Genomic DNA, 26,448 nt, shown 5'->3' with positions numbered 1-26,448 from the left:
TATCTAGCGCCTTCCGGGCGCACGCCCCCAGGGGCACGCCTCCTTAGCTCAGTTGGCCAGAGCACCGCTCTTGTAAAGCGGGGGTCGTCGGTTCGAATCCGACAGGGGGCTCCACACCAACGCCGGGTCTAAGCTGGATCCATCCGAATAATCAGCCTGCTGACTAAAGGAGGATGGCTGCCATGCCCAAGACCGGCAAGAACGACCATGCCCGCAAGGACGAGCTTCCCTCGACCCTGCAGCGTTCGGACCAGAAGGCCCAGGACACGTTCGCGAAAACCTACGATTCCGCCCTTGAGTCCTACGACCAGGACGAAGAGCGCGCTGCCCGTGCAGCCTACGCCTCCCTGAAGCACAGCTATGAGAAGGTGGGCGACCACTGGGAGCCCAAGGAAAAGCGCGGCCCCTCTGACAAGCGCGCGGAGCAGGGTGTCCGTTCGTCCGAACCCACCGCCGGCGGCGTCGATGCCAACGCCTCCAAGGAGCACCTCTACAAGCTCGCCAGGGAATTGGATGTCAAGGGCCGCTCGAAGATGGACAAGGACCAGCTGGTCCACGCCCTCCAGAAGGCCAACGACGCCGCTACCCGCAAAGCCCGCAGCAAATAGCCTGTGCTCTTGCCGTCCCGCCGTCCCAAGGTGTCGAATCAGAGGACACGTCCGGTCCGGTCGGCAATGATGCCAGGAGGTTCCAATGTCGGTGAAGAGCTCCAGGGAGTCAGCGCGGGCAGCGGGCGGCAGGAACGGGCCTGATTCGAAGCGGGCAGACCAGGCCGCCGGCATCGCGGCGCAGGACCCGGCCCGGATCCGGAACGTGGCCCTGGTGGGGCACTCCGGCGCCGGGAAGACCTTGCTGATCGAGGCGCTGCTGGCAGCCAACGGGGTGATTACCCGCAAGGGCTCCATCGCGGACGGGTCCACGGTCAGCGACTCGGACCCGGCAGCGGTCCACCAGCAACGCTCGGTCACGCTGTCCCTGGTGCCGCTGATGGTCGACGACGTCAAAGTGAACCTCCTGGACACCCCCGGCTACCCGGACTTCATCGGGGAGCTGAGGGCGGGGCTCAGGGCCTCGGATGCCGCCCTTTTTGTGGTCTCCGCCGTGGACGGCATCGACGCGACCACCACCGCGCTCTGGGCCGAGTGCGCGCACATGAGCCTGCCACGCGCCGTCGTCATCACCAGGGTGGACCACCCGCGGGCGGATTACGACGGCGCCCTGGCCGCCTGCCAGAAAGCGTTCGGCGACGGCGTGCTCCCGCTGTACGTCCCGGTGCCGGCCGAAGGCGGGGCGGCCGGCCTCCTCGGCCTGCTGTCCCAGGAGGTGACTGACTACTCCTCCGGAGATCCCGCACCGGAGGTCCGTCCAGCCGCCCCGGAGGAACTTGCAGCCGCCGGCGCCGCGCGGGGCGCCCTGATCGAGGGCATCATCGCCGAGAGCGAAGACGAAACGCTGATGGACCGCTACCTGGAAGGGGAGGACATCGATACAGGGGTGCTGGCGGACGACCTGGAAACCGCCGTCGCCCGCGGCTCGTTCTTCCCCGTCCTGCCCACGTCCGCCGTCACCGGCCTCGGCACGGCGGAACTGCTCGACGTCCTGGTGCGCGCCTTCCCGGCACCATTGGAAGGCAGACTGCCGGACACGACCGACCTTGCAGGGGAACCGGGTGGAAGACTGTCCTGCGATCCCGATGGGCCGCTCGCCGCTGAAGTAGTGCGGACCTCCAACGATCCCTTCCTGGGCCGCATCTGCCTGGTGCGCGTCTTCTCCGGGACACTGCAGGAGGACACGCCTGTCCACGTGGCCGGCCACGGCCTCGCTGACCGCGGGCACCAGGACCACGATACCGATGAACGAGTCACCCACATTTACTCCCCGCTGGGTGCCAGCCTGCGGCCTGTTCCCTTCTCCGTGGCAGGTGACATGTGCGCCCTGGCGAAGCTGGGCAGCGCTGAAACCGGGGACACCATTTCCGCCCGGGAAAGCCCGCTGCTGCTGGCCACGTGGGAGATGCCCGAACCGCTGCTGCCGGTTGCCGTGGAAGCGGATTCCCGCAGCGACGAGGATGCGCTGGCCCGCAGCCTGGGCCGGATTGCGGCCGGGGATCCCACCCTGCGGGTGGAGCGGAACGCTGAAACGCACCAGCTGGTGCTGTGGTGCATGGGGGAGGCACACGCCGAGGTGGTCCTGGACCGGCTGCGGGAACAGGGGGTGAAACTGCACACCGTGGACGTGGTGACACCGCTGCGGGAAACCTTCGCTGCCCCCGCCACCGGCCATGGACGCCACGTCAAGCAGTCCGGCGGCCACGGCCAGTACGCCGTGTGCGACATCCAGGTTGAACCGCTGGACCGCGGCGGCGGCTTCGAATTCGTGGACAAGACAGTGGGCGGCGTCATCCCGGGAACGTTCATCCCGTCCATCGAAAAAGGAGTCCGGGCCCAAATGGACAGGGGAGTGTCTGCGGGTTTTCCCGTGGTGGACCTGCGGGTGACCCTGACCGGCGGGAAGGCCCACAGCGTCGATTCCTCCGACGCGGCATTCCAGGCGGCGGGGGCCCTGGCGCTCCGCGAGGCGGCCGCCGCCGGAAAGATCCAGCTCCTGGAACCGGTGTCCTCCGTCTCCATCACCGTTGCCGACGAACATGTGGGCACCGTGATGAGCGATTTGTCCGGCCGGCGCGGACGCCTCACCGGCACAACCTCCTCCGGCGAAGGGCTGACGGAGATCAGCGCCGAAGTCCCGGACCAGGAACTCCTGCGGTACGCAGTGGAACTGCGGGCCCTGACGGCAGGTACGGGCCGGTTCCGCCGGCAGTACCTGCGGCACGACCCCGTTCCCCCCAACTTCAGCCCGTCCTGATCCGCCCGGCCAGGAACAGCCCGAAGGGAACGGCCGCCGGTGAACGCCGCTGCACGAAAGATCCAGAACGTCTACCTGACGCTGACGCTGGGAAACACCCTTGCGGCGTCGTTCATTTGGGGCATTAACACGCTCTTCCTGCTCGATGCCGGGCTCACCAACCTGGAAGCCTTCGCGGCCAACGCCTTCTTCACCGCGGGGATGGTGCTCTTCGAGGTGCCCACCGGGGTGGTGGCCGACAGCTGGGGACGCCGCACGTCCTTCCTGCTGGGCACCGTGACCCTGGCCGGGTCCACCTACCTTTACTACCTGCTGTGGCAGTTGTCGGCTCCGTTCTGGTGGTGGGCAGCAGTGTCTGCACTGCTGGGCCTTGGCTTCACCTTCTTCTCGGGGGCCGTGGAAGCCTGGCTGGTGGACGCCCTCCACTTTTCCGGCTACGACGGCGGACTCGAAGCCGTCCTGGGCCGGGGCCAGATGGTTTCCGGCATCGCCATGCTGGCCGGATCAGTAGCGGGCGGCGTCATTGCCCAGGCCACCAACCTGGGCGTGCCGTTCCTGCTGCGCGTCGCGGTGCTGGTGGCCATGTTCGCTGTTGCCTTCCTGCTCATGCACGACGTCGGCTTCACCCCCGAGCGGTCGGCGCACCCCCTGCAGGCCACCCGCGCAGTCCTGCAGGCCTCGGTGGACGGCGGACTGAAGAACCCCCCGGTGCGGTTCATGATGCTGGCCGCCCCGTTCACGGAGGGCGTGGGATTCTACGTTTTCTACGCCCTCCAGCCCTACCTGCTGCAGCTCTTCGGCGATCCCAGGGCCTACGCCATCGCAGGCCTGGCAGCAGCCATCGTTGCCGGCGCGGACATCGTGGGCGGCTGGCTTGCCCCGCTGGTCCGGAAGCTGGTCCGCCGGCGCACCACGATCCTGATCGCCTCCACCATCACCAGCTCAGCGGTCCTGGTGGTGCTCCTGGCCACCCACATCTTCTGGCTGGCCCTGGTGCTCCTGGCGCTCTGGGCGGTGGTTGCCTCCGCCGGAACCCCCGTGCGCCAGGCGTACCTCAACGACATGATCGCCTCGAAGCAGCGGGCCACCGTCCTGAGCTTCGCCTCGCTCATGGGGTCCAGCGGGGGAGTGGTGGTGCAACCGCTGCTCGGGAGGACCGCAGACCTCTACGGCTACCCGGCGTCACTGGCCCTGGGCGGCGCGGTGCAGCTGCTGGCGGCCCCCTTCATCGTGCTGAGCCGCCGCCGGCGCTCGCCTGCCGATGTTGCCGCAGGCCTGGCTGCCCCCTGAGCAGTTGCCCGGAACCACCGGGGCCGCACGCAGGAAGGCCCCCGCTGCCAGGACTCGGTCCGGGCGGCGGGGGCCAACACATGTACGGGTGGAGGTGTTTCCTACTTGATGCCTGCCTCCACCGTTTCGCTGGCGGCCGGCGCCGGCTTCTCTGCTGCCGGCGGAGGGCTGGTCTTGAGCTTGAAGCGCTTGCCAATGTCGCCGCCGCCACCGCTGCGGTTCTTGTTGAAGATGTCGAAACCGACCGCGACAAGGAGCACCAGGCCCTTGATGAGCTGCTGGTAGTCCGTGCCCAGGCCCAGGATGGACATGCCGTTGTTCAGCACGCCCATGATGAGGCCACCGATCATGGCTCCCGCCACCGTGCCGATGCCGCCAGTGACGGCGGCGCCGCCTATGAAGGCTGCGGCGATGGAATCGAGTTCGAAGCCGGTTCCGCCTGCGGGCTGGGCGGAGTTGAGCCGGGCGGTGAAGACCAGGCCGGCCAGCGCGGAGAGCACGCCCATGTTCACGAAGAGCCGGAACGTGACGGCCTTGGTCTTGATGCCCGACAGTTCAGCTGCATGGAGGTTGCCGCCGATGGCGTACGTGTGGCGCCCGAAGACGCTGTTGTTCATCAGGGCCGTGTAGGCGATTACCAGTGCGGCCAGCACCACCAGGACGATCGGCGTGCCCCGGTAGGACGCCAGCAGGAAGGTGATGACGAGCATGAGCAGGGCCGTGAAGGCGGTCTTGATGACGAACCAGACCAGGGGTTCGCTTTCCAGATCGAACTTCCGGCGGATCCTGCGCTCCTTGAGGGCCTGGATCAGCAGTGCCGCCGTGGCGCCGACGCCCAGGATGACGGTGAGCCATTCCAGTACCGAGGTGCCGCCGGAGATGTCCGGAAGGAAGCCGCCGCCCAGGGCACGCAGCTCGGCGGGGAAGGGGGTGATCTGCTGGTTCTTCAGGGTGATGAGGGTCAGCCCCCGGAAGATCAGCATGCCCGCCAGCGTGACGATGAAGGCCGGGATCCCCACGTAGGCGATCCAGTAGCCCTGCCAGGCACCCACCAGGGCGCCGACCAGCAGGCAGGCGGGGATGGCGGCCCACCACGGCCAGCCCCAGTGCACAATCATGACACCGGCCACGGCGCCGATGAACCCGGCCACCGACCCGACGGAAAGATCGATGTGCCCGGCGATGATCACCATCACCATGCCGATGGCCAGGATGAGGATGTAGCTGTTCTGGACCACCAGGTTGGTGACGTTCTGCGGTTCCAGCAGGATCCCGCCCGTCAGTCCCTGGAACAGCAGGACGATCAGGATCAGGGCAACGAAGATGCCGACCTGGCGGAGGCGGCTGGTGAGGAATCCGAGCGATTCTCGTAGGGCGGACATTTCGCTATTCCTTCTCTTTGGTCATGTAGTGCATCAGGGTCTCCTGTGTGGCCTCGGCGATGGGCACCTCACCGGTGATGTGCCCGGCAGCGAGGGTGTAAATTCGGTCGCAGATGCCCAGGAGCTCGGGGAGCTCCGAGGAAATCACAATCACGGCTTTTCCTTCGGCCGCGAGTTTGGCGATGATCGTGTAGATCTCGTACTTGGCCCCGACATCGATTCCGCGGGTGGGCTCATCGAGGATGAGTACGTCCGGGTCGGAGAACATCCATTTGCTCAGTACCACCTTCTGCTGGTTTCCGCCGGACAGCTTCCCGGTGATGGCGGCCACCGACGGGGCTTTGATGTTCATGCTCGTGCGGTAGCCGTTGGCCACCACGGTTTCCTGGTTCTTGTCCACGAAGCCGCGCTTGGCGAGCTTGCGCAGGGCTGCCAGGGAAATGTTCCGCTTGATGTCCTCGATGAGGTTCAGCCCGTAGTGCTTCCGGTCCTCGGTGGCGTAGGCGATGCCGTGCCTGATGGCGTCGGACACCGTTGCGGTGTTGATTTCCTCGCCGTACTTGTAGACCTTGCCGGAGGTGGCGGTGCCGTAGGTGCGGCCGAAGACGCTCATGGCAAGTTCGGTGCGGCCGGCACCCATGAGGCCGGCAAGGCCCACCACCTCGCCCTTCCTGACGTGGAGGTTGGCGTTGTTGACCACCATGCGGCTGTGGTCCTGGGGATGGCGCACGGACCAGTCCTCAATCCGCAGCACTTCCTCGCCGATTCGCGGCTCGCGGTCCGGGTACAGGCTCTCCAGGTCCCGGCCCACCATGCCGCGGATGATCCGCTCCTGGGTGATCTGGCCTTCGTCGAGCCGCAGGGTCTCGATAGTCCTGCCGTCCCGGATGATGGTGACGGCGTCCGCCACCTTGCGGATCTCATTGAGTTTGTGGCTGATGATGATGCTGGTGACGCCCTGGCCCTTCAGGTGGAGGATCAGGTCCAGCAGGTGGCCGGAATCCTCGTCATTGAGGGCGGCCGTGGGCTCGTCCAGGATCAGCAGCTTCACTTCCTTGGAGAGGGCCTTGGCGATTTCCACCAGCTGCTGCTTACCGACACTGATGTGCTGCACGGGGGTGACAGGATTCTCGTCCAGGCCAACGCGGGCCAGCAGCTTGGCTGCCTCGAGGTTGGTCTTGCGCCAGTCCACCCATCCATTGGTGGCCTGTTCATTGCCCAGGTAGATGTTCTCGGCGATGGAGAGGAACGGGCTCAGGGCCAGTTCCTGGTGGATGATGACAATCCCGCGCTTCTCGCTGTCCGAGATGCTGGAGAAGTTGCAGGGTTCGTTCTCGAACAGGATCTCCCCGTCGAAGGTGTTGTGTGCATAGACGCCGGACAACACTTTCATGAGCGTTGATTTGCCGGCCCCGTTTTCACCGCAGATGGCGTGGACCTCGCCACGGTTCACATCCAGGGTGACGTCCTGCAGCGCTTTCACGCCCGGGAACGTCTTGGTGATTCCTCGCATTTGAAGAATGGGTGTGTTCATCGTCAATTCCCACTGACTGGTCGAAGCTGGGCCTTCCTGCTGCTGCAGGAGGCTGCGGGCGGGGCTGTGGCCGGATGGAGGTCCGGCCACAGCCCCCGGACGCTGACTACTTGACGTCGGAGTCCTTGTAGTAACCCGAGTCGATCAGTTCCTTCTTGTAGTTGTCCTTGGTGATGATCACGGACTTCAGCAGGAAGGCCGGGACAACCTTGACCTTGTTGTTGTAGGTCTTGGTGTCATTGGTTTCCGGTTCCTGGCCCTTGAGGACAGCATCAACCATCTTGACGGCCTGCGCGCCGAGCTGGCGGGTGTCCTTGAAGATGGTGGAGTACTGCTCACCGGCGACGATGGACTTCACGGAACCCTTTTCGGCATCCTGGCCGGTTACTACGGGCAGGCTTCCCTTGGCGTAGCCGCCGGTGCTGGTGAGGGCCGAGATGATGCCGATGGACAGGCCGTCATACGGGGACAGGACGCCGTTCAGCTTGGTGCCGGAGCTGTACGCGGAGGTGATGATGTCCTCCATGCGCTTCTGGGCCACGGGTGCCTGCCAGCGGAGGATCGCTGCCTGCTCAAATTTGGTCTGTCCGCTGGGGACCTTCAGGGTGCCGGCATCCATGTACGGCTTGAGGGTGTCCATGGCGCCGGTCCAGAAGAAGTTGGCGTTGTTGTCGTCGGGGCTGCCCGCGAAAAGCTCGATGTTGAAGGGGCCCTTGCCGTCCACCTTCTTGCCGCTGGCATCAACGAGGCCCAGCCCGGTCAGCAGCGAGGTGGCCTGCTGGACACCAACGGTGTAGTTGTCGAACGTGGTGTAGTAGTCGACGTTGGGCGTGCCGTTGATGAGGCGGTCGTACGCGATGACCTTGACGTTCTGCTCCTTGGCCTTGGCCAGGACGTCAGTCAGGGTGGTGCCGTCAATGGCGGCGATGATCAGGGCCTTGGCGCCCTTGGTCAGCATGTTCTCGATCTGCGACACCTGCGTGGGGATATCGTCATTGGCGAACTGCAGGTCCGTCTTGTAGCCGAGGTCCTTCAGCGACTTCTCCACGTTGGCGCCGTCAGCGATCCACCGTTCGGATGTCTGCGTGGGCATTGAAATGCCTACCAGTGAATCACTGGGCTTGGCGGCACCGCTGGATTCGCTGGCCCCGCCGCGGGAGCCGCAACCTGTGGCGCCCACCGTCAGGGCGAGGACGAGGGCCACCGCGCCCATCAGTTTCTTGATTCTCACCATTTTCTCCTTCCGCGGCAGCACTGCCGCGAAGTGTTGGTGGACCAGGCAGCACCAGTGCTCCCTGGTCCTGGCCACATTGTTGATGTGTCGGTTCAATATAGACCGGTTTGTGAACGCTAACAAGAGCGCGCGGCAGGAATTTCGGAAACTTTTCGGCTTCATTGACTTCTTCTTTGTTAGCGTTCACACTTGCTGCAGCACGTAGCTACACCCTGACCCCTACAAACCCGGTAATGAGGCCTATGCCTCCCGGACGGAGGCAACCCCATGCCAGATGCGCTGTTCACTCCCGGCTCCGAGTCCCGCCATGACCATTGCGTCATCGGGGTGGATTACGGAACCCTTTCAGGCCGTGCCGTGGTGGTGCGCGTCCGCGACGGCAAGGAACTGGGCAGCGCCGTCCATGAGTACCCCCACGCGGTGGTTACCGACGTCCTGCCCCGGGACACCGCGGGCGACGACGGCGCCCGCCTTCCCGGGGAATGGGCACTTCAGGTGCCCAACGACTACCGGGACGTCCTGCGGACCGCCGTCCCCGCCGCGGTGGCGGACGCCGGGGTCGACCCCGCCGCCGTCGTCGGCATTGCCACGGATTTCACTGCCTGCACCATGGTTCCGGTTAAGTCGGACGGCACGCCCCTCAACGAACTGCCCGGCTTCGCCAACCGCCCGCACGCCTATGTAAAGCTCTGGCGCCACCATGCTGCGCAGGGCCAGGCCGACCGGATCAACCGGCTTGCCGCTGAACGGGGGGAGGACTGGCTTCCCCGTTACGGGGGCCTGATCTCCTCCGAATGGGAATTCGCCAAGGGGCTGCAGCTGCTGGAGGAGGACCCGGAGGCCTACGCCGCGATGGACCACTGGGTGGAGGCTGCGGACTGGATCGTCTGGCAGCTCTGCGGCCGGTATGTCCGCAACGCCTGCACTGCCGGCTACAAGGGCATCTACCAGGATGGCCGGTATCCGTCGGAGGATTTCCTGGCCGCCCTGAACCCGGACTTCAAGGACTTTGTCAGCTCCAAGCTGGAGCACACCATCGGCCAGCTGGGGGACGCCGCCGGCACCCTGACGGCGGAGGCAGCCGCCTGGACCGGGCTGCCGGAGGGCATCGCGGTGGCCGTGGGAAACGTTGACGCCCATGTCACGGCCCCGGCCGCGAAGGCGGTGGACTCCGGCCAGCTGGTGGCGATCATGGGCACCTCCACCTGCCACGTCATGAACGGCAGCGAGCTGCGCGAGGTACCGGGAATGTGCGGTGCCGTGGATGGTGGCATCGTGCCGGGCCTGTGGGGCTACGAGGCCGGACAGTCAGGCGTGGGAGACATCTTCGGCTGGTTCACCAAGTACGGCGTCCCGCCCGAATACCACCAGGCTGCCGAGGGCGCCGGACTGGGGATCCACGAGTACCTCACCGAACTGGCATCCCGGCAGGCCATCGGAGAGCACGGCCTGATCGCGCTCGACTGGCATTCCGGCAACCGTTCGGTCCTGGTGGACCACGAGCTTTCGGGCATTGTGGTGGGCCAGACCCTGGCCACAAGGCCCGAGGACACCTACCGCGCGCTGCTGGAAGCCACCGCCTTTGGAACCCGCACCATCGTGGACGCCTTCCGCGACGCTGGGGTTCCGGTCAAGGAATTCATCGTGGCCGGCGGCCTGCTCAAGAACAAACTCCTGATGCAGATCTACGCAGACGCCACCGGCCTGCAGCTGTCCACCATCGGCTCGGATCAGGGTCCGGCCCTGGGATCGGCCATCCACGCTGCTGTCGCAGCGGGCGAATACGCGGACATCCGTGCGGCCGCCGCGGCCATGGGCGCCGAGCCCGGGGAGGTCTACACCCCAATTCCCGAAAACGCGGCCGCTTACGAAGAACTGTTCCAGGAATACAAGGCCCTCCACGACTACTTCGGCAGGGGCGGCAACGACGTCATGCACCGGCTCAAGGCCATCCAGCGCAAAGCCGCGCGCACCGGCCTCTCCGGCGCAGGCTCCGTTTCCGAATCACCCGTGGAGGTGTCCGCATGAGCGCCGCAGCAGGCGCCGGAACCGGCCTCCTGGAAACCATCGCCCGTGTCCGGGCGGAGGTGTGCGCCCTGCACGCCGAGCTGACCCGGTATGGCCTGGTGGTGTGGACCGCGGGCAACGTCTCCGCCCGCGTGCCCGGCACCGACCTCATGGTCATCAAGCCCTCCGGTGTCTCGTACCAGGACCTGACCCCGGAGCAGATGATCGTGACCGACCTGTACGGCACCCCGGTCAGGGGCACCAACCTTGGTGGGGGCGGCACGGTGGACTGGGGCAACCCGCCGCTGTCGCCGTCGTCGGACACCGCCGCGCACGCCTATGTGTACCGGCACATGCCGGAGGTGGGCGGGGTGGTGCATACCCACTCCACCTACGCCACCGCCTGGGCCGCCCGGGGCGAAGCCATCCCGTGCGTGCTGACCATGATGGGGGACGAGTTCGGCGGCTCCATCCCGGTGGGCCCGTTCGCGCTGATCGGCGACGACTCGATCGGCCACGGGATCGTGGAGACGCTGAAGAATTCCAAATCCCCGGCGGTCCTGATGCAGAACCACGGCCCGTTCACCATCGGCAAGGACGCCCGGTCCGCCGTGAAGGCCGCCGTCATGTGCGAGGAAGTGGCCCGCACCGTGCACATCTCCCGGCAACTGGGCGAGCCGCTGCCCATCGACCAGGACCACATCGACTCCCTCTACGCCCGCTACCAGAACGTTTACGGCCAATAACCGGCCCAAGACTCTTCCCAGGAGAATCCATGAGCACCGCAGCAAACACCTCCCTCGACGGCTACGAAGTCTGGTTCCTCACCGGCAGCCAGCACCTCTACGGGGAGGAAGTCCTCAAGCAGGTGGCCGCCCAGTCGCAGGAGATCGCCAACCAGCTCAATGCCTCCTCGTCGGTGCCCGTGCGGATCGTGTGGAAGCCGGTCCTGACCGACTCCGATGCCATCCGGCGCACCGCCCTGGAGGCAAACTCGGATGACTCGGTCATTGGAGTGACGGCCTGGATGCACACCTTCAGCCCGGCCAAGATGTGGATCCAGGGCCTGGACCTGCTGCGCAAGCCCCTGCTGCACCTGCATACGCAGGCCAACCGCGACCTGCCGTGGGCGGACATCGACTTCGACTTCATGAACCTGAACCAGGCCGCCCACGGCGACCGCGAGTTCGGCTACATCCAGTCCCGCCTGGGCATCGCCCGGAAGACCGTCGTCGGGCACGTCTCCAACCCCGAGGTGGCCCGCCAAGTGGGCTCCTGGCAGCGGGCCGCCGCCGGCTGGGCCGCCGTCCGGAGCCTGAAGCTCACCCGCTTCGGCGACAACATGCGCAACGTCGCCGTGACCGAAGGTGACAAGACCGAGGCCGAGCTGCGCTTCGGCGTCGCGGTCAACACCTGGTCCGTCAACGAGCTCGCGGACGCCGTCCACGGTGCGGCAGAGTCCGACGTCGACGCCTTGGTGGCCGAGTATGAGGACCTTTACGACGTGGTGCCGGAGCTCCGCGCAGGCGCGGCCCGGCACGAATCGCTGCGGTACGGCGCCCGGATCGAACTGGGCCTGCGCAGCTTCCTGGAAGGCAACGGCTCCGCCGCCTTCACCACGTCCTTCGAGGACCTCGGTGCCCTCCGCCAGCTGCCGGGCCTGGCCGTGCAGCGGCTCATGGCCGCCGGGTACGGGTTCGGCGCCGAGGGCGACTGGAAGACCGCCATCCTGGTCCGGGCCGCCAAGGTCATGGGCGCGGGCCTCCCCGGCGGCGCGTCCCTCATGGAGGACTACACGTACCACCTGGAACCCGGCTCCGAAAAGATCCTGGGCGCCCACATGCTCGAGGTCTGCCCCTCCCTCACGGCAGCAAAGCCGCGGCTGGAAATCCACCCCCTGGGTATCGGCGGCAAGGAAGACCCTGTCCGGTTGGTGTTCGACGCCGACGCCTCCCCGGGCGTCGTCGTCGCCCTGTCCGACATGCGGGACCGTTTCCGCCTGGTGGCCAACGCCGTCGACGTCGTTCCCCTGGACCAGCCGCTGCCCAACCTCCCCGTGGCCCGCGCGCTGTGGGAGCCAAAGCCGGACTTCGCCACCTCGGCGGCCGCCTGGCTGACCGCCGGCGCCGCCCACCACACCGTGCTCTCCACCCAGGTGGGCATGGACGTCTTCGAGGACTTCGCCGAAATCGCCAAAACCGAACTGCTCACCATCGACGAAGGCACCACCATCCGCCAGTTCAAGAAGGACCTGAACTGGAACGCCGCCTACTACAAACTGGCCGGCGGGATCTGACCCAGTGGCACGGCTGAGGTGCCGGCCCCGGCGGCTGCCATGGAGCGGAACCCCGTGACGGACGGCAGGCCACCCCGGCTGCCAACGCTCGAGGACGTGGCGGAACTGGCCGGGGTTTCGCACCAGACCGTGTCACGGGTGGTCAACAGCCACCCCAATGTCAGCTCCGGCACCCGCGGCAAGGTGGAAGCGGCGATTGCCGCCCTCGGCTACCGCCGCAACACCGCCGCGCGGAGCCTGGTCACGCGGCGCTCGCAGACCATCGGCGTCCTGGGCAGCGAGCTCTCGCAGTACGGCCCTGCCAACACCCTGCTGGGAGTGGAACGTGCTGCACGGGACGCAGGGTACTTCGTCAGCGTCGCAGCGCTGCGGGAGGTCAACCGGGACGCGATCCTGGACGCCGTCCGGCACTTCCTGGACCAGTCGGTGGACGGAATAGTAGTGATCGTCCCGCACCTGGAGACGCTGGCCGCCCTGGCGGAACTGCCCATTGGAGTGCCGGTGGTGGCCGTCGGTCCCAACGGAAATGACTCCGTAGGCGGGGTCAAGGTGGACCAGCGCCGCGGCGCGGAACTGGCAGTGGAACACCTCATCGGGCAGGGGCACGTCCGGATCGGACACGTCGCGGGGCCACAGGACTGGATCGACGCAGTAGCCCGCGCCGACGGCTGGCGGGGAGCCCTGGTCTCGGCCGGGCTCGAGGCAGACCTGATCATCGAGGGCGACTGGAGCGCGGGCAGCGGATACGGGATCGGCAGGCGGCTGGCAGCCGGCCGCAGGGCCACGGCTCTCTTCGTCGGCAACGACCAGATGGCCCTCGGGGTCCTGCGTGCCCTGAACGAGGCAGGCATCAAGGTGCCCGGGGACGTATCCGTGGTGGGCTTCGACGACCAGCCCGAAGCCGGCTATTTCAGTCCTCCGCTGACGGTGGTCCGGCAGGACTTTGAAGAACTGGGCCGGCGGTGCATGGACATGATGCTCACTGCGTTCGATGGCACGGGCGGCCCGCGGACCCTTGTTGTGGAGCCCGAGCTCATCCTGCGCAGCAGCACGGCGCCGCCGGCGCGGTAACGCCGGGGCCGTGGAATTAATCCGGAGGAGACAGCGGCGAAACGTGGCCACAACAATAGCTGCGTAGGTTTCAGGCATGACGCCTACCCTGTTCGTCCGGCTCCGCGGCTGGCTGCTGGACACCCTCACTTTCGACTCCGAAACGGATGCCGCCGGCGCCATGGCTGACGCCACCCGGTGGGGCTGGCTGCCGGCCTTGAGCGGAGTGTCCATCGGAGCCGGCCACGCCCGCTCGGTGCACGCGGGAACAACGGCAGAAACCGGCCCGATGTCTGGTTAAGCACACTATTGCGCCGGTAGCGGGATAATGCCCTAAACTGCTTCACTGAGGTGCTTGAAATGGCGCTGCGCAGCAACGAAAGTGAACATGCTATGGCTACCGATTACGATGCTCCACGCAAGCAGGAAGAAGAGTCGCCGGCCGACTCTCTCGAGGCCCTCCAGGCATCACGGAGCGGCAACGCGCAGACCGCGGTTATCGATGTCGACGAGAACGACACCGCTGAAGGTATCGACCTGCCCGGCGCCGACCTCTCCAACGAGGAACTGACCGTCATTGTGGTTCCCGAGCAGTCTGACGAGTTCACCTGCTCGTCGTGCTTCCTGGTCCGCCACCGGTCGCAGGTTGCCCGCGAAAAGAACGGCCTGAAGTACTGCCGCGACTGCGAAGGCTAATTTCCATCCTGGTTTTCCGGCGCCGGCCACCTCACCCGAGGTGGCCGGCGCTTCTTTGTCCTGTGCTGCTTGGCCCGGCTGCTTCGGCCCGGTGCCGCCGTCGTTACCAAAATGACCCCTCGTTTCCGCCCGCGAACGCTCCTACGCTGGAAGCATCCAATGGCTCTCATTTTGGATGGCACTGCAATGAAAAAGTTCTTCATCTGGCTCTCAGCTGTCCTGCTGGCTGCAGGCCTGGGCCTGGTGGTTCCGGGCGCCGCCTCGGCAACCACGTCGTACTGCGGACTCACGTGGGGTTCGCTGATGAAGTCGGACGGCGCCATGGGCGGCGCACCCGTGACCAATGTCCGGACCGGGCAGCACTATTGCTTTGACCGGCTGGTGGTTGACCTGGGCGGCGCGCCGGCCCCCGGCTACACGGTCCGCTACGTCCCCCAGATCATCCAGGACGGCTCGGGGGCAGTGGTGCCAACGCGGGGCGGCGCCCGGCTGCAGGTCGTCGTCAAGGCGCCGGCCTATGACAACAACGGCCAGCCCACCTACACCCCTGCCGACAAGGCTGAGCTCTCCAACGTTTCGGGCTACCAGACCTTCCGCCAGGTGGTTTGGGCCGGAAGCTTCGAGGGCCAGACCACCATCGGGCTCGGCGTCCGTGCCCGGCTGCCGTTCCGGGTGTTCACCCTCGACGGCCCGGGCTCCGGCTCGCGCCTGGTGGTCGACGTGGCGCACTACTGGTGAGCCATCCGGCGTCGCCAACACAAAAGGTGCCGTGCCCCTGGCGGGGGCACGGCACCTTTTTGGGCTGGAGGCTATTCCGGAACGACCAGCGCGGGGGTGTCCTGCTTGAGGGTTTCGCCGCGGAAGAAGCCCGGGTGAGTGCGGGACATGACCAGCATGACCACGGCGCCCAGGGCCAGGATGCCGACGCCCAGGATGAACACCAGGCCCACGCCGAACACCTCGGAACCGCTGCCGAACTCCGGCGCAAGGCTGTCCACGGCGGTCTGGACAAACACCACGAACAGGCCCACGCCGCCCACCACCGGGCATACCAGCCGCAGCACGAAGTGGCGCACGCTGTTGAACAGGCTGTGGCGGAAGTACCAGGTGCAGGCCAGGGCGGTAAGGCCGTAGTAGAAGCAGATCATCAGGCCCAGGGCCAGGATGGTGTCGTTCAGGACGTTCTCGCTGACCACGTGCATCACGGCGTAGAACCCCGCTGACATGACGCCGGCGGCGATGGTGGCGAAGCCCGGCGTGGCGAACTTCCTGCTCATTCTGCTGAAGGGTTCCGGCAGTGCGCCGTAGTGGGCCATGGCCAGCAGGCTGCGCGACGGCGACATGAAGGTTGACTGCAGGGACGCAGCGGAGCTGGAGAGCACGGCGAGGGACATCAGGATGGCGAACGGGCCCATGATGGGGGAGGCCAGTGCGGTAAAGATGTTTTCGTGGTTTTCGGCGTTGTTCAGGCCGTTGCCGGTATCGCCGACGCCGGCAAACATCATGGTGGCGATGCTGACCAGCAGGTAGATGGCGAGGACGATGACGGCGGTCAGGGTGCCTGCCACGCCGGCGGTCTTCTTGCCGTTGGCCGTTTCCTCGTTCACGGTGAGGCAGACGTCCCAGCCCCAGTACACGAAGATCGACAGGGAGATGCCGGCGGCAATCTGACCGAACGTCTCGATCCTGGTGACGTCGAACCACTCCCAGCTGAACGGGATGGCCGTTTCCGAGGTGGACCAGTTGGCAAAAGCCATCGCGACGAACAGGCCCAGCACCAGCAACTGGAAGCCCACCAGGCTGTACTGGACCAGCTTGGTGGTGTGAAGGCCGCGGTAGCTGACCCAGACGGCCAGCGCCACGAAGACGAAGCAGGTAATGACGTTCAGGGCTTTGTTGTCCGCCAGGTCCGCCAGTTCGGGGGAGCCGGTGAGCTGCGACAGGAAGAGGTAGAAGAAGTCGACGGCGACGCCCGCCAGGTTGGACAGCACGATGATGTTTGCTGCCAGCAGGCCCCAGCCGCCCATCCAGCCCACCCACGGGCCAAAGGCCTTGGTGACCCAGGTGAAGGTGGTGCCGCTGTCCGGGGAGTCGGCGTTGAGTTCCCGGTAGGCCAGCGAGACCAGGATCATGGGGATGAACCCGATGAGGAAGATGACGGGCAGCTGGAGGCCGGCTTCATTGACGGTGGGTCCCAGTGCGCTGGTGAGGGTGTAGGCGGGGGCGATAGTTGAAATGCCCAGGACGACGACGGCCAGGAGCCCGAGCTGGCCGCCCTTGAGTCCCTTGGCACTGACGCCGTCCGCGGAGGGGGCGTGGGCGTGCGGACCGGGTTTGGCAGTACTGGTGCGGATTGTCTCTGTCATGGCACCACTTTCTGGAAGGCTGTGAGACGGAGGTCACTATATGAATGGCGTTCATTTAGTATGGGGGTGGCGGGCGTGTGATGCAAGACGCAATATGAATCACATTCGTTTATGACTGGTTTTCGAAATTAGTAAGCTCACTGAGAAATTGTCTTTGGCCCTGCCGCCGCGCCGTCCACGGCTGGTAGCGTCTGCCGTACTGGACCAATTGAGGAGGACGCATGAAAGCTTCACCGACACTGACCAACAACCTGCAGGCCGTCCTGGCGGACCTGATCGAGCTCCATATCCAGGGCAAGCAGGCGCACTGGAACATCGTGGGCACCAACTTCCGCGACCTCCACCTGCAGCTCGATGAGATCGTCGACGCCGCCCGCCAGTTCGCCGACGACACCGCCGAGCGCATGCGTGCCCTGCACGCGCTTCCGGACGGCCGCAGCTCCACCGTGGCCGGGACCACCAGCCTGGCCCAGTTCCCTGACGGCCTGATCAGCACTAAGGACGCGATCGAGCGGATCGTCGCCGCCATGGAAGCTGCCGTTGGCACCATGCGCAAGGTCCACGACGAAGTGGATGAGGAAGACCCCACCTCCGCGGACCTCCTGCACGAGTTCATCGCCCGGCTGGAGCAGTTCGCCTGGATGGTGCAGGCGGAAAACATGAAGCCCACCGCCAAGGTCACCCCGGCCGATTCCAAGTAGCGGACAGTCCACCGAGGGCGTCCTGCGCCGGGGTTGCCCCGGCGCAGGACGCTTTCTTTTTGCCCCGGACAGCACTGCCGTTGTACTGCTAGGCCGCTTTGGGAACTTTCCTAAGCACGACGGCGGCGAGCACTGCCGCCGTCGCCATTAGTGCCAGCCCAATTGCGGCCGTGATGTGCACGCCGGAATCGAACGCGGCGGCCGCGGCATCCCGGACTGCCCCCGCGACTGATTCGGGCAGCAGGCCGGCCGCCTCCACCGCGCCGGCCAGCGTTTCCCCGGCGTTGTGCAGTGAGGCTCCGGGCAGCATGGCCTCCAGCCCCGCCGGCAACCGCAGGTTCTGCTGGTAGGACGCGGTCAGGATGGAGCCCAGCACTGCAGTCCCCAGCAGCGAGCCCACCTCGTAGCCAGTCTCGGAAATCGCCGCCGCAGCGCCTGATTTCGCCGGCGGGGCCGAGCCGAGGATGAGGTCGTTCGAGATGGTTTCCGCCGTGCCGACGCCCAGCGCCAGGGCCAGCAGTGCTGCCAGCAGCAGGGAAGGCCCGCCGTCGTGGTTTCCGAAGGCCACCATGCTGTAGCCGACGGCGCTGAAGGACAGGCCGGCGGCCACTACGTACCCCGGGCGGACCTTCCGGACCAGCGGGACTACCACCAGGCCTGCCGCCACTGTGGCTGCCAGTGCCGGAAGCATGGCAATGCCCGCCGCGGACGGCGTCATCCCCTCCAGGAGTTGGAGGTGCTGGGCAAGGAAAAGGATAAATCCGTTGAAGGAAAACAGGGCCAGGATGTTGGCGCTGATGGCCATGCTGAACACCCTGTTCCGGAACAGCGACATGTCCAGCAGCGGGTATTCCAGGCGTTGCTGGCGGCGCACGAACACGATCCCCATGGCCACGCCAAAGGCGATGCTGCCCAGCCCGGCCGTGCCCGGGCCTTCGGTGGCTACTGACTTGATGCCGTACACCACGGGCACCATGACCAGCATGGAGAGCAGGACGCTTGGGATATCCACCCTGCCCGGCGCGGGATCCTTTGATTCCGGAATGAAGGCCGGCCCCAGCGCCAGCAGGGGCAGCATGAGCGGCACGGCCACCAGGAAAACGGCGCCCCACCAGAAGTGCTCCACCAGCCATCCACCCAGGATGGGGCCCAGGGCGGCGCCGCCGGAGAATCCGGCCGCCCAGATGGCCACTGCAAGCCGCCGGCGGTTGGGTTCCGGGAATATATTGCGGATCAGCGACAGGGTGGACGGCATCAGCATGGCGCCGAAGAACCCGAGCGCCGCGCGGCCGGCGATCAGCCACTCCGGGGTGGGCGCGAAGGCCGTGGCGGCGGACAGTCCGGCGAAGCCCAGGCTGCCGATGACCAGCAGCCGCCGCCGCCCAATCCGGTCGCCGAGGCTTCCCATTGACACCAGCAGCCCGGCCAGGACCAGCGGATAGGAGTCCACGATCCACAGCAGCTGCAGGCCGGTCGGTTCCAGGGCACGTGCGATGGCGGGCAGGGCAAACGTCAGGGCAGTGTTGTCCACTGCCACCAGCAGCACGGGAAACATCAGCAGCCCCAGCGCAAGCCAATCCCGCCACGGAGGCCGCGCGGCGGTGCTGTCCCTTTGGGTGGGGGCCGGGCTGATGGAAGTCGTCATGCAATAACTGTACCGTCTGGACGGTACAGTTTGAAAACGCGGGCATTCCTTCTTCCCTGCCGGTGGAGGGCATGATGGAAGGCATGCCCCGAAAGCCTGTAGCCCGTGATGCGGTCCTTGACGCCTTCGAGTCCCTGCTGATCGACGTGGGGGAGCGCGCTGCAACCCTCGATGCCGTAGCCCGGAAGGCCGGGGTGTCCAAAGGTGGCCTCCTCTATCACTTTCCCAATAAGGAAGCGCTCATCTCCGTGCTGCTTGACCGCCTGGAAGGCCTGGCCAAGGCGGACGCCGACGCGATGGCTTCCGCCAGCGAAGGTGCTGCCGCGTATTTCATCCGCTCCTCCGTCTGGGCGGATACTCCGCTTGACCGGGTCATCGTGGCTGCCACGCGGCTTGCCGAGGTGGCACATGAAGAGACCCGCCGCCGGTTCGCCGCCATCCAGCAGCGGTGGCTGGACGAGATCGCAGCAGATGTGGGGCACGGCCTGGCCAAGGCTGTCCTGTATATGGGTGACGGGTTGTACTTCAATGCCATGCTTTCGGTGGGCCCTGCGCCGGAAGGCGGAGCGGCCGCCGATGTGGAGGAACTCCTGGCTGCTTTGGAACGGCTCCGCAGGTAGTTTTCCATTTGCCGGGAGGGCTTGTGGCGTAGGACAATGGAGAGTTGTGAGGGCTGTCACCGGCCGTCATCATCAACAAATGAATAGCCTTTGATCTGCGGCGGGAGAGTTCTGCCGGAAGTACAGGCAGGCGCCGTAGGAGCAAATCCTCCCCAGGAATCTCGCAGGCCCCTGTACCGCCGCGGCGAGGCACCTCTGGAAAGCAGCAGGCAGTTGTCCGGCCTCCCTTGGGGGAAGCGAAACGGCTGTTGTGCTCACCGACGGTGCAAGCGGGTCCTGCCCAGGCAGGCAACGCGGAAACTCTCAGGTCCAATACAGAGCGGGGAGGGACCCGAATAGCTGTGGCGTACCCTTCGCCGCCTGAATAAATGGAGTTCCTTCGTGTCGGTTACCCCAGCCTCCACCACCTTCGTAGACCGCCACATTGGCGCACGCCGCCAGGACGACGTCGACGCCATGCTCAAAGCCGTTGGTTACGGCACGGTCGATTCCCTGGTGGACACCGCCGTACCCAAAGTCATCCGCCAGGAAACAGCCCTCCGCCTGCAGGATGCCCTCAGCGAAGTTGAAGTCCTTGCGGAGCTGCGCAGGCTCGCCGCCAAGAACAAGACGGCCGTGCAACTGATCGGCCAGGGCTACTACGACACCATCACCCCTGCCGTGATCCGCCGGAACATCCTCGAGGCCCCGGCCTGGTACACCGCCTACACCCCGTACCAGCCCGAGATTTCCCAGGGCCGGCTCGAGGCACTCCTGAATTTCCAGACCATGGTCCAGGACCTGGTGGGCCTGCCCATCGCCAACGCGTCCCTGCTCGATGAAGCCACCGCCGTGGCCGAGGCCGTGCTGCTGATGCGCCGCTCCAACAAGACCAAGCCTGCAGCGGACGGCAAGACTGTCCTGGACATCGACGTGCTGCCGCAGACCATCGCCATCGTCAAGGGCCGCGCCGAGGCGCTCGGCTTCGAGGTTGAGGTCGCCGACCTGTCCAACGGCCTGCCCGACGGCGACATCAACGGCATCGTGCTCCAGCAGCCCGGTGCCTCCGGCCGGGTCTGGGACCAGTCCGCCACTATTGCGGCGGCGAAGGACCGCGGCGCGCTGGTCACCGTGGCCGCTGACCTGCTGGCACTGACCCTGATCACTCCTCCGGGCGAGCAGGGCGCCGACATCGCCGTGGGCTCCACCCAGCGCTTCGGGGTGCCGTTGTTCTTCGGCGGCCCGCACGCCGCCTACATGGCTGTCCGCAAGGGCCTGGAGCGGTCGCTGCCCGGCCGCCTGGTGGGTGTGTCCAAGGACGACGCAGGGGTGCCCGCGTACCGCCTGGCGCTGCAGACCCGCGAGCAGCACATCCGCCGTGAAAAGGCCACGTCCAACATCTGCACCGCGCAGGCCCTGCTGGCCATCGTCTCCTCGATGTACGCCGTCTACCACGGCCCCGACGGGCTGAAGGCGATTGCGGAAACGACGCACGGCCACGCCCGGGTGCTGGCGGCCTCGCTGGCAGCTGCCGGTGTGGAGGTGCTGCACACGAGCTTCTTCGACACCCTTACCGTCCGCGTCCCCGGACGCGCTGCCGCGCTTGTCGCGGATGCCGAAGCGCGCGGCATCAACCTGCGTTCCATCGACGCCGATACCGTGGGCATCTCGCTCGATGAAACCACGACGGCGGCCATCGTCGCCGACGTCGCGGATGTCTTTGGGGCCTCCGTTGCCGCGGCTGAAGGCTTCGGACTGGAGGCCGCCGTCGGACGTTCCTCCGACTACCTGCAGCACCCGGTGTTCAACACGCACCGGTCCGAAACCCAGCTGCTGCGCTACATCCGGAAGCTGTCGGACCGGGACCTGGCGCTGGACCGCACCATGATCCCGCTGGGCTCGTGCACCATGAAGCTGAACGCCACCGCCGAGATGGAAGCCATCTCCTGGCCGGAATTCGCCTCCATCCACCCCTTCGCCCCGGACTCCCAGACCGAAGGCTGGCGTGAACTGATTGCCGACCTGGAGGCGGACCTGACCGCGATCACCGGGTACGACCAGGTGTCCATCCAGCCCAATGCCGGATCCCAGGGCGAGCTCGCCGGCCTGCTGGCCATCCGCGGCTACCACCACTCCCGCGGGGAAGAGCAGCGCAACGTCTGCCTGATCCCCGCCTCCGCCCACGGCACCAACGCCGCCTCCGCCGTCCTGGCCGGCATGAAGGTCGTCGTCGTTGCCACGGCCGCTGACGGCACCATCAACCACGATGACCTGACGGCCAAGATCGAAGCGAACAAGGACGTCCTGTCCTGCATCATGATCACGTACCCGTCCACCCACGGCGTCTATGACGGGGACGTCCGTGAGGTCTGCGACGCCGTGCACGCGGCGGCCGGCCAGGTCTACATCGACGGCGCCAACCTGAACGCCCTGGTGGGACTGGCCCAGCCCGGCAAGTTCGGCGGCGACGTCTCCCACCTCAACCTCCACAAGACCTTCTGCATCCCCCACGGCGGCGGCGGACCCGGCGTCGGGCCCGTGGCAGCCAAGGCACACCTGGCGCCCTTCATGCCCGGCGACGCCAACAAGGCAACGCATGAGGAAGGCCACGGGGTCGCGATCTCGGCTTCCCGCTTCGGTTCGGCCGGCGTCCTGCCGATCTCCTGGGCGTACGTGAAGCTCATGGGCGGGGAAGGGCTCACCGAGGCCACCAAGTCCGCGCTGCTGGCTGCCAATTACGTCGCAGCCCGGCTGAACGAGTACTTCCCGGTGCTCTACACCGGCGAAGGCGGCCTCGTGGCGCACGAATGCATCCTGGACCTGCGCGACCTCACCGCCAAGACCGGTGTCACGGCCGAGGATGTGGCCAAGCGCCTCATCGACTTCGGCTTCCACGCCCCCACCCTGGCCTTCCCGGTGGCAGGCACCCTGATGGTGGAGCCCACCGAGTCCGAGGACCTGGCCGAGATCGACCGCTTTATCGAAGCCATGATCACCATCCGCAAGGAAATCGACCAGGTGGCCAACGGCGACTTTGCCGTAGCGGACTCCCCGCTGCGCAACGCACCCCACACCGCGTCCGCCGTCGTGAACTCCGAATGGACCCGCCAGTACAGCCGCGAGCAGGCCGTCTTCCCCGTCCACCACCTCAAGCAGGACAAGTACTTCCCGCCGGTGGGCCGGATCGACGGCGCCGGTGGAGACCGGAACCTCATCTGCTCCTGCCCGCCGCTCGAAGAGTTCGAAAACTAAAGGACCGGCACCGTGACCGAGAAATACACCGCCCTTTACGACGAACATAAAAAGCTTGGCGCCTCCTTCACCGACTTCGGCGGCTGGCAGATGCCATTGAAGTACAGCTCCGAACTGGCTGAACACCACGCCGTCCGCAACACCGCCGGCCTGTTCGACCTCTCCCACATGGGCGAAGTCTGGGTCACCGGACCGCAGGCCGCCACTTTCCTCGACTACGCCCTGGCGGGCAAGATCTCCGCCATGGCCGTGGGCAAGGCCAAGTACTCGCTGATCTGCAACGAGGACGGCGGCATCATCGACGACCTCATCACCTACCGCCGTCCCGCCGCTGAAGACGGAACAGATGTCTTCCTTGTGGTGCCCAATGCGGGCAACGCCGCGGTGGTGGCGGCAGCCCTGCAGGAACGGGCCGCAGGGTTTGACGTGCTGGTGGAGGACGCCTCGGCCCGCACATCGCTGATCGCAGTGCAGGGCCCCAAGGCACAGGAACTCCTGTTGCGCCTGGTCCCGGCCGCACAGCACTCCCTGGTGACGGAGCTGAAGTACTACGCCGCCGTGGAGGTTCCGTTCCTGGTGGGCGGCGCCGGCAAGGAACTCCTGCTCGCGCGCACCGGGTACACCGGTGAGGACGGGTTCGAGATCTTCGTGGACAACGCAGACGCCCCGGCACTGTGGCAGGCACTGGTCGCCATCGCCGACGACGGGGAGCTGACCCCGGCCGGCCTTGCCTCCCGCGACTCGCTTCGCCTGGAAGCGGGGATGCCGCTGTACGGCAACGAACTGTCCCTGCAGGGTGACCCGTTCGCTGCAGGCCTGGGCCCCGTCGTCGCGCTCTCCAAGGAAGGCGACTTTGTTGGCAAGGCTGCGCTGGTCTCCATGAAGGAAGCCGGCGCCGGCACCACCTCCGGCCGCCGCCTCGTGGGGCTCAAAGGCAAGGGCCGACGCGCCGGACGGGCACACTACCCCGTGCTCAAGGACGGCGCCACGGTCGGGGAAGTCACCTCCGGCCAGCCCTCGCCCACCCTCGGCTACCCGATCGCCATGGCCTACGTCGACGTCGAGTACTCGGCACCCGGCACAGCCCTGGACATCGATCTCCGCGGCAAGGCAGAACCCTTCGAAGTGGTCGACCTCCCGTTCTACCGCCGCGCCAAGTAGTCCCTTGTTCCACCCCGTGGTCACCTTCGCGACGGCGGACCGGACATTTTCACGCGTGCTGCTCGTTCCTCGCTTTGACGCACGCTTTCGAAAAGTCCGGCTCCGCCGGCGCTCGTGGGCACGACGTTACCTGCTTGCCGCGTCGCCTTGGTGACGTGCTTGCGGAGTGGGCGGGGCATCCGGCAGCGTGCGTCTAAGGGAGCGTCACGTCCGCGCAGCGGGCGTCTTCGCGACCGAGCACGCAGAGGATGTCCTGCCCGCTCCAACCCCAACAACCTGTTTTAGTTAGGAATTTCCTCATGGCCGTTGGTGTCTTTGATCTTTTTTCGATCGGGATTGGCCCGTCGAGCTCGCATACGGTGGGGCCGATGCGGGCTGCTGCCGTGTTTGCTGAGGAGTTGAAGGCCTCGGGGAAGCTGGCTGAGGTGGCGTCGTTGCGGGTGGATTTGTATGGGTCGCTGGCGGCGACGGGGCATGGGCATGGGACGATGACCGCGATCCTGTTGGGGTTGGAGGGGTTCCATCCGGAACTGATCCTGCCCGAAGAGGTGGAGGAGCGGCTGGCTTCGATCGCGGAGACCGGGATCCTGAACCTGGCCGGTGCTGGTGGTGAGGGTATGGCGTTGCCGTACGGGGTGGGCGACATGGTGTTGCGGCCGTTGACGGTGTTGCCGCGGCACACGAACGGGATGACGTTCACCGTCACCGACGCGGCCGGGGATGTGGTGCATGCGGCGACGTTCTTCTCGGTCGGTGGCGGGTTCATCGTCCGCGAGGGTGAAGAGGACGCCGCGCAGCAGGAACTGGACGCCTCCAAGGAGGTGCTGCCGCTGCCGTTCCGGACCGCGGCGGAACTGCTGGAGCACTGCGCGGTGACCGGGCTGGGCATCGCGGACGTGATGTTCGTGAACGAGAAGGCCTCCCGGTCCGAGGAGGAGATCCGGGCCGGGCTGGGGCATATCTGGTCGGTGATGGAGAACTGCGTGGCCACCTCGCTCAAGCGTGAAGGGGTGCTGCCGGGCGGGTTGAAGGTCCGCCGCCGCGCCCCGGACTGGTACGAGCGGTTGAAGAAGGAAACCGCCCGCCCCGAAGACACCGGCCATGACGGCCAGGACGGTCAGGACCACTATGACCCCAGGTATTGGCAGGAGTGGGTTAACTTGGTGGCGTTGGCGGTGAACGAGGAAAACGCCTCCGGCGGGAGGGTGGTCACCGCCCCCACGAACGGGGCGGCCGGGATCATCCCCGCGGTGCTGTTCTACGCCCTGCACTTCGCCCCGGGCATGGACCAGGCCACCCAGGCCGACCGCGACGGTGTGGTGGTGCGGTTCCTGCTCGCCGCCGGCGCGGTCGGGGTGCTCTACAAGGAACAGGCCTCGATCTCCGGGGCCGAGGTGGGCTGCCAGGGCGAGGTCGGGTCCGCGTCCTCAATGGCCGCCGCGGGCCTGGCCGAGGTCATGGGCGGCACCCCGGCCCAAGTGGAGAACGCCGCCGAAATCGCGATGGAACACAACCTGGGCCTGACGTGCGACCCGATCGGCGGGCTGGTCCAGGTCCCCTGCATCGAACGGAACGCGATCGCCGCCGCGAAAGCGATCAACGCCGCGAAAATGGCGCTCTGGGGCGACGGCACCCACCGCGTCTCCCTCGACGAAGTCATCATCACCATGCGCGAAACCGGCAAAGACATGAGCGACAAATACAAGGAAACCGCCATGGGCGGCCTCGCCGTCAACGTCGTCGAATGCTGACACCCCGCTGACACCCGCCCGAATGGCGGGACGGGCGGTGCCCGTGCGCCTAATTGTGAGTTGCCGCCCACCAATTGAGGCTGGCAGCGAACACCAGCCATGAGATGTAGGGGAGCAGGAGCAGCCCGGCCGTCCGGCTGATCGGACCGAAATGCAGCACCGTCACCGTCACCGCGGCGACCAGGGCCACGATGATGGCCAGGCCCAGCCACAGGGCCGCCGTGCCAAGAGCCGGGTAAAGGGCGAAAAAGACCGGGGTCCAGGTGAGATTGAGGGCCAGCTGGATGGCGTAAACCACCATGGCCTGCCGTGTCCCAGCGGTGCGTTTACGCCAAACCAGCCATGCAGCGAGGGCCATTGCCGCATAAAGGATGGTCCACACCGGACCGAACACACCATTGGGCGGGGACCAGGGGGCCTTGTCCGCGGCTGCATACCAGCCAGTGACATTGGCCGCCGATGCCAAACCGCCCAGCGCCGCCACCACCAAGGACGCCAACAGGAAACCGGCAAGCGCGGCGGCCTGCACCCCGGCACTGTACGGCTTCCCGCCGCTGCCCGCGGGAGCGGTGCTCTGTTCCCCATCCGGCCTCATACCCCAACCCTTGTTGAACATCCT

21 protein-coding genes, 1 tRNA gene and 1 riboswitch are annotated in these 26,448 nt (G+C 66.4%); of the genes, 16 read left to right on the top strand and 6 right to left on the bottom strand.

Going from position 1 to position 26,448, the window contains the following annotated elements; translation table 11 throughout:
* Window positions 1-37 precede the first annotated feature (37 nt).
* The 4 genes from AB0280_RS18975 (at window position 38) to AB0280_RS18960 (ending at window position 4,155) form a co-directional block, all read left to right on the top strand.
* Window positions 38-114: transfer RNA gene (locus AB0280_RS18975), tRNA-Thr, on the top strand.
* 68 nt (window positions 115-182) lie between these two features.
* Window positions 183-608, top strand: coding sequence for a ChaB family protein (locus AB0280_RS18970; RefSeq protein ID WP_366368330.1), 426 nt, complete (start codon window positions 183-185; stop codon window positions 606-608).
* Window positions 609-693: 85 nt separating this feature from the next.
* Window positions 694-2,865 carry an elongation factor G-like protein EF-G2 gene (locus AB0280_RS18965; RefSeq protein WP_366368328.1) on the top strand — a complete coding sequence of 724 codons (2,172 nt, stop codon included), beginning with the start codon at window positions 694-696 and terminating at the stop codon, window positions 2,863-2,865.
* A gap of 39 nt (window positions 2,866-2,904) precedes the next feature.
* Window positions 2,905-4,155 carry an MFS transporter gene (locus tag AB0280_RS18960; protein WP_307492020.1) on the top strand — a complete coding sequence of 417 codons (1,251 nt, stop codon included), beginning with the start codon at window positions 2,905-2,907 and terminating at the stop codon, window positions 4,153-4,155.
* 101 nt (window positions 4,156-4,256) lie between these two features.
* On the opposite strand, the gene mmsB is transcribed toward AB0280_RS18960, so the two are convergent.
* The 3 genes from mmsB to chvE all read right to left on the bottom strand — a co-directional run bounded on the left by mmsB (window position 4,257) and on the right by chvE (window position 8,305).
* Window positions 4,257-5,537 (bottom strand): multiple monosaccharide ABC transporter permease, encoded by a 1,281-nt coding sequence (gene mmsB / locus AB0280_RS18955; protein ID WP_307492022.1) that lies wholly within the window; start codon window positions 5,535-5,537, stop codon window positions 4,257-4,259.
* A gap of 4 nt (window positions 5,538-5,541) precedes the next feature.
* Window positions 5,542-7,071 (bottom strand): multiple monosaccharide ABC transporter ATP-binding protein, encoded by a 1,530-nt coding sequence (gene mmsA / locus AB0280_RS18950; protein WP_224025004.1) that lies wholly within the window; start codon window positions 7,069-7,071, stop codon window positions 5,542-5,544.
* Between the two features lie 106 nt (window positions 7,072-7,177).
* A complete protein-coding gene (gene chvE, locus AB0280_RS18945) occupies window positions 7,178-8,305 on the bottom strand; it encodes a multiple monosaccharide ABC transporter substrate-binding protein (RefSeq protein WP_224025006.1) in 1,128 nt (375 codons plus the stop codon).
* A 267-nt stretch (window positions 8,306-8,572) separates the two neighbouring features.
* Here chvE and araB point away from each other — a divergent pair, with 267 nt between their 5' ends.
* The 7 genes from araB (at window position 8,573) to AB0280_RS18910 (ending at window position 15,092) form a co-directional block, all read left to right on the top strand.
* Window positions 8,573-10,333: a ribulokinase gene (gene araB / locus AB0280_RS18940; RefSeq protein ID WP_366368326.1), complete on the top strand. Its 1,761-nt coding sequence runs from the start codon at window positions 8,573-8,575 to the stop codon at window positions 10,331-10,333.
* Window positions 10,330-11,058, top strand: coding sequence for an L-ribulose-5-phosphate 4-epimerase (locus tag AB0280_RS18935; protein ID WP_366368324.1), 729 nt, complete (start codon window positions 10,330-10,332; stop codon window positions 11,056-11,058). The genes araB and AB0280_RS18935 overlap by 4 nt, the downstream gene beginning before the upstream one ends.
* Window positions 11,059-11,087: 29 nt before the next feature.
* The gene (gene araA, locus AB0280_RS18930; protein WP_159632884.1) at window positions 11,088-12,608 is read left to right on the top strand and encodes an L-arabinose isomerase; all 1,521 of its coding nucleotides are present in this window, start codon (window positions 11,088-11,090) and stop codon (window positions 12,606-12,608) included.
* Window positions 12,609-12,647: 39 nt separating this feature from the next.
* Window positions 12,648-13,679: a LacI family DNA-binding transcriptional regulator gene (locus tag AB0280_RS18925; protein ID WP_366368322.1), complete on the top strand. Its 1,032-nt coding sequence runs from the start codon at window positions 12,648-12,650 to the stop codon at window positions 13,677-13,679.
* A gap of 76 nt (window positions 13,680-13,755) precedes the next feature.
* Window positions 13,756-13,959 carry a hypothetical protein gene (locus tag AB0280_RS18920; protein WP_159632882.1) on the top strand — a complete coding sequence of 68 codons (204 nt, stop codon included), beginning with the start codon at window positions 13,756-13,758 and terminating at the stop codon, window positions 13,957-13,959.
* A 92-nt stretch (window positions 13,960-14,051) separates the two neighbouring features.
* Window positions 14,052-14,354: a DUF4193 domain-containing protein gene (locus AB0280_RS18915; protein ID WP_142131097.1), complete on the top strand. Its 303-nt coding sequence runs from the start codon at window positions 14,052-14,054 to the stop codon at window positions 14,352-14,354.
* Between the two features lie 186 nt (window positions 14,355-14,540).
* Window positions 14,541-15,092 (top strand): AMIN-like domain-containing (lipo)protein, encoded by a 552-nt coding sequence (locus AB0280_RS18910; protein WP_366368320.1) that lies wholly within the window; start codon window positions 14,541-14,543, stop codon window positions 15,090-15,092.
* Between the two features lie 71 nt (window positions 15,093-15,163).
* On the opposite strand, the gene AB0280_RS18905 is transcribed toward AB0280_RS18910, so the two are convergent.
* The gene (locus AB0280_RS18905) at window positions 15,164-16,720 is read right to left on the bottom strand and encodes an APC family permease (RefSeq protein ID WP_324644227.1); all 1,557 of its coding nucleotides are present in this window, start codon (window positions 16,718-16,720) and stop codon (window positions 15,164-15,166) included.
* A 221-nt stretch (window positions 16,721-16,941) separates the two neighbouring features.
* Between AB0280_RS18905 and AB0280_RS18900 the strand changes: the two genes are divergently transcribed.
* A complete protein-coding gene (locus tag AB0280_RS18900) occupies window positions 16,942-17,421 on the top strand; it encodes a Dps family protein (RefSeq protein WP_366368318.1) in 480 nt (159 codons plus the stop codon).
* An 88-nt stretch (window positions 17,422-17,509) separates the two neighbouring features.
* On the opposite strand, the gene AB0280_RS18895 is transcribed toward AB0280_RS18900, so the two are convergent.
* Window positions 17,510-19,066 (bottom strand): MFS transporter, encoded by a 1,557-nt coding sequence (locus tag AB0280_RS18895; protein ID WP_366368316.1) that lies wholly within the window; start codon window positions 19,064-19,066, stop codon window positions 17,510-17,512.
* 83 nt (window positions 19,067-19,149) lie between these two features.
* Here AB0280_RS18895 and AB0280_RS18890 point away from each other — a divergent pair, with 83 nt between their 5' ends.
* The 4 genes from AB0280_RS18890 (at window position 19,150) to AB0280_RS18875 (ending at window position 25,829) form a co-directional block, all read left to right on the top strand.
* Window positions 19,150-19,686 (top strand): TetR/AcrR family transcriptional regulator, encoded by a 537-nt coding sequence (locus AB0280_RS18890; RefSeq protein ID WP_364403463.1) that lies wholly within the window; start codon window positions 19,150-19,152, stop codon window positions 19,684-19,686.
* Window positions 19,687-19,777: 91 nt separating this feature from the next.
* Window positions 19,778-19,875: riboswitch (glycine riboswitch) on the top strand.
* A gap of 192 nt (window positions 19,876-20,067) precedes the next feature.
* Entirely contained in the window at window positions 20,068-22,917 is a 2,850-nt protein-coding gene (gene gcvP / locus AB0280_RS18885; protein ID WP_366368315.1) for an aminomethyl-transferring glycine dehydrogenase, read from the top strand.
* 12 nt (window positions 22,918-22,929) lie between these two features.
* On the top strand, window positions 22,930-24,078 hold the full coding sequence (gene gcvT / locus AB0280_RS18880; RefSeq protein ID WP_307492047.1) for a glycine cleavage system aminomethyltransferase GcvT: 1,149 nt from the start codon (window positions 22,930-22,932) through the stop codon (window positions 24,076-24,078).
* Window positions 24,079-24,377: 299 nt separating this feature from the next.
* On the top strand, window positions 24,378-25,829 hold the full coding sequence (locus AB0280_RS18875) for an L-serine ammonia-lyase (RefSeq protein WP_307492049.1): 1,452 nt from the start codon (window positions 24,378-24,380) through the stop codon (window positions 25,827-25,829).
* Window positions 25,830-25,878: 49 nt separating this feature from the next.
* On the opposite strand, the gene AB0280_RS18870 is transcribed toward AB0280_RS18875, so the two are convergent.
* Window positions 25,879-26,424 (bottom strand): TspO/MBR family protein, encoded by a 546-nt coding sequence (locus AB0280_RS18870; RefSeq protein WP_159632873.1) that lies wholly within the window; start codon window positions 26,422-26,424, stop codon window positions 25,879-25,881.
* Window positions 26,425-26,448: the final 24 nt, after the last annotated feature.

The organism is Pseudarthrobacter sp. 902506025 (assembly GCF_040702325.1).
Classification (GTDB): Bacteria; Actinomycetota; Actinomycetes; order Actinomycetales; family Micrococcaceae; genus Arthrobacter.
The sequence above is the reverse complement of the archived record's forward strand: the minus strand, read 5'-3'. Positions and strand labels throughout refer to the sequence as shown.